Source organism: Stenotrophomonas beteli, from assembly GCF_001431665.1.
GTDB lineage: Bacteria > Pseudomonadota > Gammaproteobacteria > Xanthomonadales > Xanthomonadaceae > Stenotrophomonas > Stenotrophomonas beteli.
In genome coordinates this window covers 1-9,182 of record NZ_LLXV01000077.1, presented here as the reverse complement: position 1 = coordinate 9,182, position 9,182 = coordinate 1, and the positions used below count along the sequence as shown (strand labels likewise).

The window sequence follows — 9,182 nt, the reverse complement described above, 5'->3', positions numbered from 1 at the left end:
ATCACATTCATGTTGCTGTACGGTCATGATAGCTCCGATCTTCACGCTTGCGGGATCAAGACGCAGTCAACGCCGCCTGCAGCAGGCGGCGTTGGGGGTGCGACGCAGCGGTGGCAGGGAGGCAGCCGCCGGCCGCGTCATTCGTACTGGATGGTGAACGTGGCCTGCCCGTTTGCGACTCCGGCGCCGACGGTACCGGCCTGTGTCTGGATGTAGCGCGCGCGCAGCGGCAGCGCCATGACGCTGGTCCCCGGCGCGGTGGTGCCGACGTTGATGGTCTGGCCGAAGCGCACTTCGCGTTCGGTGGTGCCGTCGCGCTGGACCATCTGGATGCCGATGCGCGTGGCGCTGTTGCTGGCCGCGCTGAGTTTCAGCACGCCCGCCATGTTGGAGCTGTCCTGGTCGGCGTCCAGGCGGATGCCGATCTTGCTCTGGTAGGCCGCCACGTTGCTGCCCTGGCAGTTCAGGCGGATCTCGAAATCGCGGTTGACCGCCTTGGAACCGACGCCAGTGAAGGTGGTGTTGGGCACGCTGCCGAAGTCCACGGCGATGTTGCGGCTGCCAGCCTGCACTTCGCAGGTGGGGCTGACCACGGTGGTGCCCGAGCCCTTGAAGGTGGAGGTCAGCACGGGCCGCCCCGCACCGTCGCCATCGAAGTAATAGGTGGTGAAGCGACCGTTCGGTGCGATCACGCCCGAGCCGGTCTGCGCAGCGGTCTTGATCAGCTGGATGCGGAAGGTGCCCCCCACCAGCGAGATGGTGCTGTTGCTGCCGAAATTGATGGTGTGCGGGTAGTAGGTCTGGATCGCGCCGGAGTCGCGGTACAGCCGGATGCCCACGCCCGCCACGTCGGTTTCATAGACGTTCGAGAATCCGGCCACCGGGCGCTTCTGTGCGGCATTGACGTACTCGCCGATCGAGCGCCCCCCGGACCAGTCGCAGCGCGCCACGCTGTTCTGCTGGTTGATCGGCTCGCTGATCTCCTTGATCACGCCACCGACCGGGGTGCTGGGCAGGATCACGATCTGGCCCATGTCCATGGTCACGTCCTGGGCCACGAACCAGCTGCTCTGGATGCGGCAGGCGGCACTGGCCTGCTGCGCCAGCAGCACGCCGCCAAGCATCGACAGCGCAGCCAGCGCCTTGCGGCCACGGAAAGAAATCAACGGCATGCTGCCTCCAGCGGAATGAAACCGGTCTTGGACGCGTCGGCGCCCGCCGGAACCTGGTAGTCGATGGTGCAGCGCTGGTCGGCACCGGCGCCCCACTCCACCTGCAGGCGGCCCTGGTTGTGCTCGCTGCGCACGTACAGGCGCCCGCCCTGGCTGACCATGCCCACCGGCTGGCCCTGCTCGTCCTTGACCTGCGCACCGAACGGCATGGTGCGGCCATCGGAGTTGCGCACCTGGATCAGCAGTGCGTTGCCCTTGCGGGTGTCGAAGCGCAGGTAGCTGATGGCACCGGCGAACGGCGCCACCGACTGGCTGGTGCTTTCCAGTTCGACGTCGTGGGCCATGCCCTGCGGGTCGAGAGTGACGGTGTTGAGGCGGTACGGCGACACGTACGGCACCACCGCGTAGCCACGGCCATCCACGCGCAGGCCCGGCGCATTGCTGACCATGGCATCGCGTGCGCCCGGTGCCTCGACCAGCACCATGGTGTCGCCACGCTGCGGGGTGAAGGTGAAGCCGCCCGGATGCACCACCACGCTGCCGTTGGCGCCGACCGACGCCTGGCGGAAGTCGCGCGAGTGGCTGTAGGTGGCGTTCAACGCGGAGTAACGGCTGCGGTATTCGACGTTGCCGACAGCGGTGGTGCCGCCCTCGCGCGAGTCGGACAGCGCCGCGCCATAGCTGAAGTTGTTGTCCACGCCGGCCGAACCGGTGATGCCGACACGGCTGTTGTCATAGCCACCACGGTCGCGCGCGCCGAGGTCGGCGCTGAACGACACCGGGTGGGTACCGCGACCCAGCGGCACGCTCATCGAGAACAGGTACTGGGTGTCGGAGCGGCCCAGCACGCCCTCTTCGGTGCGCAGCGCCGAGAAACCGTAATTCACCGAACGCCAGGCATTGTTGTAACCCACCTGGTACTGCTTGGAGGTGCCGCTGCGGTCATAGAAGTCGCGGACCGAGCCGGTCACGTACAGGGCACCGCCGCGGCGGCCCAGCGGCTGGTTCAGGGTCAGCTGGAACTGGCTGCGCTGGCGGCCACGAGTGGTCGGATCGATGCCGCGGGTGTCCGCGTCGCGACCATACAGGGCATCCTGCAGGCTGTAGAAGCCCTCAGTGGAGTAGCGGTAGGCAGCCAGGGTCAGGTTGGTCCCTGTCTCGCCGATCATGTTGCTGTAACTCAAGCGCACGCTGGCACCGGTGTGGTCACCGTAGTGGTCGAACGAGGTGCGCGCGTGGGTGACATCGGCGGCGAACGCGCCGATGCGCGTGGACAGTCCGACGCCGTACAGCAGCGACAGGTAGCCTTCGCTCAGTGCGCTGCCGCCGTACACGGTCAGCTGGTTGCCGATGCCGCGCTGGTAGGTGCCCTGCACCAGCCAGGGTTCGTCGGCCAGCAGCTTGTTGCGCACCTGGCCAGCGGTCAGCGCGTAGCGCGACACGCCTTCGCGCAGCATCTGCGGCACCGAACCGAACGGCACCTTGAACTCGCGGCGGCGGCCGTCGGCCTCGATCACGCTCACTTCCAGATCGCCGCCGTAGCCGGTCGGGTACAGGTCGTCGATGACGAAGCTGCCCGGCGAGACCGTGGAGGAATAGATCAGCTGCTGGTTCTGCCGCACTTCCACGCGTGCGTTGGTCTCGGCGATGCCACGCACGACCGGCGCGTAGCCACGCAGCGAATCGGGCAGCATGCGGTCGTCGCTGGCCAGGCTGGCACCGCGGTAGCCGATCGAGTCGAACAGCTCGCCGGTGGTATAGGCCTCACCGATGGTGAGCATGCCGCGCACCTGCGGAATGCCGCGCTGGGCGTAGGTGGCGATGCTCTGCCAATGACGGCCGTCGCCATCGCTCCAGGTCAGGTTGGAATCATGGCGGAACTGCCAGCCGCCCAGGTTCAGGCCCGCGTTGAGGCCCAGGTAGGCACTGCGGTTGCGCTGGCCACCTTCCACGCGGCTGTCGCTGTCGATGGCGTTGAAGCTGTAGCCGACGAAGCCGGCATTGATGCCACGGTCCCACAGCGCCGGATTGACGTAGCCGCGCGCCTCGCGGCGCAGGAACACCTGCGGGATGCTGAGGTCGTAGCGCAGGTTGCCGCTGTCGTAGGCACCGTAGGCGTTGGCCATGCGCTGCTGCACCGGCACGCAGCTGGTCGTGTCGGCCGGCAGCGCCGGGTCCTGCTGCAGCAGCACGGCCTCGCTGTCCACGCCCATTTCCTCCAGCATCGGCAGCGGCAGGCAGGCGTCAACCCGCCCCTGCGCATCGGCCTTGAACTGCAGGTCACGACGGCCCTGCCAGGCGCCGTTGACGTAGACGTCGACACGGTAGCTGCCGGCCACCATCGGGTTGCCGTTGCTGAAAGCCGCCAGGTCGACCTGCTTGGCCTGGCCGGACAGGAAGCTGGAATTGAACTGGGCCGACTCCGGCGCACGCGCGGTGGCCGCACCACTCTGCGCCATCAGCGCCTGTTCGCCGAGATTGGCCGGTGCGGCCAGCGCCCATCCTGGGCAGGCCACGCCGGCAGCCAACAGGCAGATCGCCTGATGGATCGACAATGTCAATCTGTTTCCGATCACACTGACATTCCTTCAATTCGCCGCACGGCGGCGGTGGCGGGATGCGCGGGCCCACGGCCGGCGCGGCGCGTTCAGCCCCCGGTGCTGCCGAGGCGGATCGTGTGTTCCACCCGGCCGCCGTAATCGTTGATGGTGATGAAGCGCACCTGGTCGGTGCCCGCCGGTGCGGCGAACTCCAGGCTCTGATTCGGCGCGACCATCGCGCCCTTGTCCTCAACCGCCTTTTCACTGTTGCCGGTCAGCGCATGCACTTCAGCCAGCGTGACGTGGAAGGGGCTGGGGTTTTCCACCCGCAGGCGGTCGCCGGTGCGGGACCAGCGCAGCGCTGCCGGTGCGTCGTTGGCGACGCCCTTCAGGCCCTGCGGCCGGTAGAACAGCTTCAGCCGCGAACGGAACGCGACCTGCAGGTAATTCTGGTCGCCGTTGTCGGCGTTGTCCGGCGACGGCGGCACATCCAGCACGTTGAGCCAGAACACCGTTTCACGGTCGGTCGGTAGCTGGGCACCGGAGAAGATCACGCGCAGCGCCTGGCTGCGGCCCGGCTCGACGCGCGCGATCGGCGGCGTCAGCACGAACGGTGCATCGCTGGTATCGGCGGTCTGGTTGGCATCGCCACTGTCGATCCAGGCCTGGACCAGGGCCGGCGAGTCGCCCACGTTGTCGACCTGCACGGTGACTTCGCGCGCCTGCGCCGGATAGATCACGCGGGTGCCATTGACCACCACGCCGGCCAGAGCGTTCTGGCAGAAGGGCAGCGTGAACGCTGCCAGCAGCAGCGCCCGGGGAAAGAGTGCTTTCATCGGAAGAACTACGCTCGAGGGGTGTGGCCAGAGGCCGCGGAGCACGGGCCGGCGCGTACGCCGGCCAATGCGGGTACGGCGACGATCAGTTGTAGATGATCGTGTACTTGACGCTGCTGGTGACGTCACCCGGGGTGGCGGCGGCAGTGGCGTAGTACTCAGCGTAGTAGTTCAGGTCGGCCGAGCCGTCGGTGCCGACGGTGACCCACTGCGAGTTGGTCTGGGCCAGGCCAGCGCCGGCAGCCTTGATCGGCAGGAACTGGTTGTTCGAGCCCAGCAGCTGCAGCTGCACGTTGGTGGCAGCGTTGGCCGAGGCCTGGTTGACCAGGCGGCCGCTGTTGAAGTCGACGGTCGAACCCGGCTCGAAGTAGGTGGCGACGTTGCCGGCGCTGCACTTGGTCAGGTTGATGGCGAACGGAGTACGACCGGCCACGGCACCGGCGGTGGCCAGGGTGTTCTTGGACACGGTCGGCAGGGTCACGGCGAAATCCTTGCCGCCCGGGGTCGAGATGGTGCAGGTCTTGTCGGTCACCTTGCCGTTGAAGGTGATGGTGCCGTCGGCGGCGTTGGCGGCCAGCGGAGCGGCGGCCAGCATCAGAGCGGCAATGAGGTTGATCTTGTGCATTCGCTTTTACCTAACCCTACTGAAGAGATGAAAAGTAGAGGAGGAAGCAAGGAGCACTGCCGGGCTAACAAGACCCATCCTTGCGTCTCACCTGTGGCCGGATCCGGATGTACCTGCCTTGGATCCGTGACGAAAGTATATGCACAAGTGTGATGAAAGTCACATTATTTTTCTGAACGTCAATTCATTGACGCTCAATGTGTGACGTGCTACCCGAATTGAGCCTGCGCGGGCGCTTGACGATTGACGGGGGCGCCGTCGAGCGGAAAGCGGCGCTTTCTGACGCAGCTAGTGAGGCCCGCAGCACCCGCGCAAACCGGAAGTTTTCAAGGGAAAGACGACTTATTTGATGCGCATCACTCTTTGTTGGTGATGGCCCTAGCAGATTCGGACTCGTCCTATTAAAGGTGGGTCGAAGCTGTCGCTAACTAGGACACACCGAACCAGAGAACGTGTCATGAGGAACTCCCTTCTGCTGTGCGTGGCCCTGATGTCGCTCAGTGCCCTGGCCCAGGCCAGCAGCGGCAGCGTCCGCTTCAGTGGCCGCATCGCCGAACCGGGCTGCACGATGAACCTGTCCCAGGGCGAGCTGAGCCTGGCGGCCTGCCCGCCGTCGGCCAAGGGTTCGACGGTGGCGGTGACGGCGCTGGCTGACGGCCAGGCGGCCACGCTGCGCGACGGCAAGCGCCAGGGCCAGACGCTGTCGGTGTCGGCCAGCGCATTGCGCGCCGGCGATATCGCCTTCTCCGAGCGCTACCGGGTGGAAGCCGCCCGGCAGCAGCCGCTGCAGGGCGCTTACCTGGTGGTGGTCGATTACCTGTAAAGCGCCTGGGCGACGCCCCTACTCGGGCTGAGGCAGCTCGAAGACCTGGCGCAGGTAGGCCAGGTAGCCGGGGTCGTCGCACATGCTCTTGCCCGGCGAATCGCTGAGCTTGGCCACCGGCTGGCCATTGCAGCGGACCATCTTGATGACGATGTTGAGCGGGGTCGGGCCCAGATCATTGGTCAGGTGGGTGCCGACCCCGAACGCGACCTGGCAACGGCCGCGGAAGTAGTCGTACAGCCGCATCACCTTGGCGATGTCCAGCCCATCACTGAACACCAGCACCTTGCTGCGCGGATCGACCCGGCGCTGCTGGAAATGCGCGAGCATGCGGTCACCCCAGTCGAACGGATCGCCCGAATCGTGGCGGACGCCGTCGAACAGTTTGCAGAAGTACATGTCGAAGTCACGCAGGAACGCGTCCAGGCCAACCACGTCGGACAGCGCGATGCCCAGGTCGCCACGGTATTCGCGCGCCCACGATTCCAGCGCCGCCACCTGCGAATCGCGCAGGCGCGGGCCCAGTGCCTGGAACGCCTGCAGGTACTCATGGGCCATCGTGCCATGCGGCGTCATGCCGTACAGGCGCGCGAAGTGCACGTTGCTGGTGCCCACCAGTTGCGGCCCCAGTGCATCGCGCAGCAACGGCAGCAGGCGCGCGTGCCAGTCGCGGGAGTAGCGCCGGCGGCTGCCGTAGTCGGCGATGCGGCACTGCTCGAAGCCCGGCGTATCACGCAGCAGCGCGGCCTTGGCCTGCAAACGGCGCTCACCCTCGGCGAAGTCGGCGGTGGTGGTGTTGCGGAACCAGACTTCGTTGATGATCGCCAGCAGCGGCACTTCGAACAGGATGGTGTGCAGCCACGGCCCGGTGATGTCCAGCTCGATCTCGCCGGGCACGGTCTTCGACGCACGCAGCTGGATGTACTTGCGATCGAGATGGAACAGGCCGAGGAAGTCGGCGAAGTCCGGCTTCACGAAACGCAGGCCACGCATGTAATCCAGCTCGGCATCGCTGAAGCGCAGCGCACACAGGTGGCCGATTTCTTCGTCGATCTGGTCGATGTAGCGGGCCAGGTCGATGCCGGGGGTGCGGCACTTGAACCGGTACTGCACCTGGGCGCCGGGATGCTGGTGCAGCACCGCCTGCATCATGGTGAACTTGTACAGGTCGGTATCGAGCAGGGACTGGATGATAGGCATGGTGCGGATTATGCGCCCGGCCAAGTGAACCGTGGGCGCGCCTGCCTTCCGTAGAGCCGAGCCACGCTCAGCTGGAGGGTTGCCTGAGCCGAGCGTGGGCTCGGCGCTACAACGACCGGCGCAGCAACCTCGGCACCAGCATCAGCGCGTGGGCCCAGATTGCCGCAAATACCGCCACCCGCACCGGCATCGAGCGTTGCCCGGCCTCGAACTTCTGGAAGTAGCGCCACAGGCCCTTGTGCTTGTGCCATTCAACGAAGAACGGACGCGAGCGGCTGGAGACACCGCGCACGTGGGTGACCTGAAGGTCGTTGGCGATGGCCACCACCGCCCCCGCCGCGCGCGCGCGCCGGCACAGGTCCAGGTCTTCGGCATGCAGGCGATAGCCCGCGTCCCAGCCACCGATGCGGTCGAACAAGGTGCGCGGCATCATCAGCAGAGCGCCGGACAGCGCCGGCACCCGCTGCAATGCCTGCGACGGGTCGCGCGGAATCGCCAGCTTCGAGCCCTTGCCCGGTGACCGCAGCATCATCAGGAAGTCCGGGTCGCGTCGCCGCACCGCCTCATCGGCATGGCCCTGCTCATCCACCTGTTCGACGCCCAGCAGGCAGTCGCCCAGCGTATCGGCACGGGCGCGCAGCGCCGCCAGGGTCTCCGGCTCGACCATCAGGTCCGGGTTGATGAAGGCCAGCCACGGGCTGCGCGAATCGGCCACGCCCTGGTTGTTGGCCGCAGCGAAGCCCGGGTTGTCCGGGTTGCCGACGAAGCGCACGCGCGGGTCATGGCTGGCATGGCGCTGCACGATCTCAAGCGTGCCATCCAGCGAACCGTTGTCGATCACCCGGATCTCGGCTACATCCTGCGCCCGGCGCAGGCGCGAGAGGCAGGCATCGATGGTGCTGCCGCTCTGGAAGGTGACGACAACGGCGGCAATGGCAGCATTCAAACGGGAGGCTCCGGCACGGACGGGACGAACAGGTCGCCCTGTTCCCTCGGCATTATCGCCTGCCGCATGCGTTGCTGCAGATCGGCCCGCAGCCCGTGCAACGGGTCATGCATCAGGAAATCGGCCAGGCGCGGCACCCAACCCGGCCAGCGCGCGGCCAGCGCTTCCAGATCGCCGTCGCGGCTGACCGCCTCGCCGGCCCGGCTGACGAAGGCGGTCTCGCACAATACGTTGCGCCAGCCCAGCCCGGCCATGCGCAGGCTCAGGTCGACCAGCGCCGCGTTCCAGCCGATGTAGCTGTCCACGTCCAGGCCGCCGGCGCGACGGCGGGCGTTGCCGCGCACCAGCACCGCATGGGTGACCGCCGAGGGCAGTTCGGGGTGCAGCGCCGGCAGCGCGGCGCAGGTCTGCGCCAGCAATGCCGGGTCCCGCGGTTCGGGATTGATCTCGCCCAGCCGAGGCCACGCGGCGGTTTCGCCGGCATTGCACCACGGGGTTGCCGTTGCGATGGCGGCGTCGCGGGCGAAGGCGTCCTGCAACTGCTGCAACCAGCCCGGTGCCGGCACGCTGTCCGGCGCCAGCACGGCCACGTCCAGGCCATCGCAGGCGCGCAGCATTTCATCCAGATGCGCCACCTCGCCCAGTGGCCGCGCGCGGCGCGTGTATTCGGCCTGCAATGGCGTGTGCGCCAGCCAGTGCTCGACCACGGCCTGCGCGCGCGGGCCGGTCTGCGCGTCGTCGGCCAGCCAGACCGCGGTACCCGGCGCTGTGCCGGCATCCAGCGCCGCCAGGCACCGGTCCAGCGCGGCGTCGTCCACGCACAGCGGCAACAACACGATCGCCCCCATCCCGCCTCCGTGGTTGTCGGTGGCCACAGCCTAGCACTGGGAGAGTATCGGCCGGGTTGCACCCGGCACCTGCTTCAGGCCAAGGCAACAGCAACAGCCGAAGCAGAAGCTGGGTTCCTGGGTTTGGCGGGGTGGGTCCGGTTGCGGGGGACGCCGTAAATACGTCCCTGTAGGCTTGGCCGCGGCATCCAT

At 67.1% G+C, this 9,182-nt stretch carries 8 protein-coding genes; 1 reads left to right on the top strand and 7 read right to left on the bottom strand.

Annotated elements, in window-relative coordinates; translation table 11 throughout:
* Positions 1-137 precede the first annotated feature (137 nt).
* The 4 genes from ARC23_RS17875 to ARC23_RS17860 all read right to left on the bottom strand — a co-directional run bounded on the left by ARC23_RS17875 (position 138) and on the right by ARC23_RS17860 (position 5,173).
* Complete coding sequence (locus ARC23_RS17875; RefSeq protein WP_057498441.1) at positions 138-1,172, bottom strand: fimbrial protein; 1,035 nt, start codon at positions 1,170-1,172, stop codon at positions 138-140.
* Complete coding sequence (locus ARC23_RS17870; RefSeq protein WP_057498440.1) at positions 1,163-3,727, bottom strand: fimbria/pilus outer membrane usher protein; 2,565 nt, start codon at positions 3,725-3,727, stop codon at positions 1,163-1,165. Before ARC23_RS17870 ends, ARC23_RS17875 begins: the two co-directional genes overlap by 10 nt.
* A gap of 92 nt (positions 3,728-3,819) precedes the next feature.
* Entirely contained in the window at positions 3,820-4,548 is a 729-nt protein-coding gene (locus tag ARC23_RS17865; RefSeq protein WP_057498439.1) for a fimbrial biogenesis chaperone, read from the bottom strand.
* Positions 4,549-4,633: 85 nt separating this feature from the next.
* A complete protein-coding gene (locus ARC23_RS17860) occupies positions 4,634-5,173 on the bottom strand; it encodes a fimbrial protein (protein ID WP_005415238.1) in 540 nt (179 codons plus the stop codon).
* 457 nt (positions 5,174-5,630) lie between these two features.
* On the opposite strand from ARC23_RS17860, the gene ARC23_RS17855 reads away from it, so the two are divergent.
* Positions 5,631-5,996, top strand: a complete 366-nt coding sequence (locus ARC23_RS17855; protein ID WP_057498438.1) for a hypothetical protein — start codon at positions 5,631-5,633, stop codon at positions 5,994-5,996.
* A gap of 18 nt (positions 5,997-6,014) precedes the next feature.
* Here the strand turns inward: ARC23_RS17855 and pncB are convergent, their stop codons facing one another.
* The 3 genes from pncB to ARC23_RS17840 form a co-directional block, all read right to left on the bottom strand.
* On the bottom strand, positions 6,015-7,196 hold the full coding sequence (gene pncB / locus ARC23_RS17850; protein WP_057498523.1) for a nicotinate phosphoribosyltransferase: 1,182 nt from the start codon (positions 7,194-7,196) through the stop codon (positions 6,015-6,017).
* 106 nt (positions 7,197-7,302) lie between these two features.
* A complete protein-coding gene (locus ARC23_RS17845) occupies positions 7,303-8,142 on the bottom strand; it encodes a glycosyltransferase family 2 protein (RefSeq protein WP_057498437.1) in 840 nt (279 codons plus the stop codon).
* Positions 8,139-8,990, bottom strand: a complete 852-nt coding sequence (locus tag ARC23_RS17840; RefSeq protein ID WP_057498436.1) for a glycosyltransferase family 2 protein — start codon at positions 8,988-8,990, stop codon at positions 8,139-8,141. The genes ARC23_RS17845 and ARC23_RS17840 overlap by 4 nt, the downstream gene beginning before the upstream one ends.
* Positions 8,991-9,182: the final 192 nt, after the last annotated feature.

Coding starts and splice junctions, on each gene's coding strand:
- ARC23_RS17875 (WP_057498441.1), bottom strand. CDS start 1,172: ATGCCGTTGATTTCTTTCCGTGGCCGCAAGGCGCTGGCTGCGCTGTCG.
- ARC23_RS17865 (WP_057498439.1), bottom strand. CDS start 4,548: ATGAAAGCACTCTTTCCCCGGGCGCTGCTGCTGGCAGCGTTCACGCTG.
- ARC23_RS17860 (WP_005415238.1), bottom strand. CDS start 5,173: ATGCACAAGATCAACCTCATTGCCGCTCTGATGCTGGCCGCCGCTCCG.
- ARC23_RS17855 (WP_057498438.1), top strand. CDS start 5,631: ATGAGGAACTCCCTTCTGCTGTGCGTGGCCCTGATGTCGCTCAGTGCC.
- pncB (WP_057498523.1), bottom strand. CDS start 7,196: ATGCCTATCATCCAGTCCCTGCTCGATACCGACCTGTACAAGTTCACC.
- ARC23_RS17840 (WP_057498436.1), bottom strand. CDS start 8,990: ATGGGGGCGATCGTGTTGTTGCCGCTGTGCGTGGACGACGCCGCGCTG.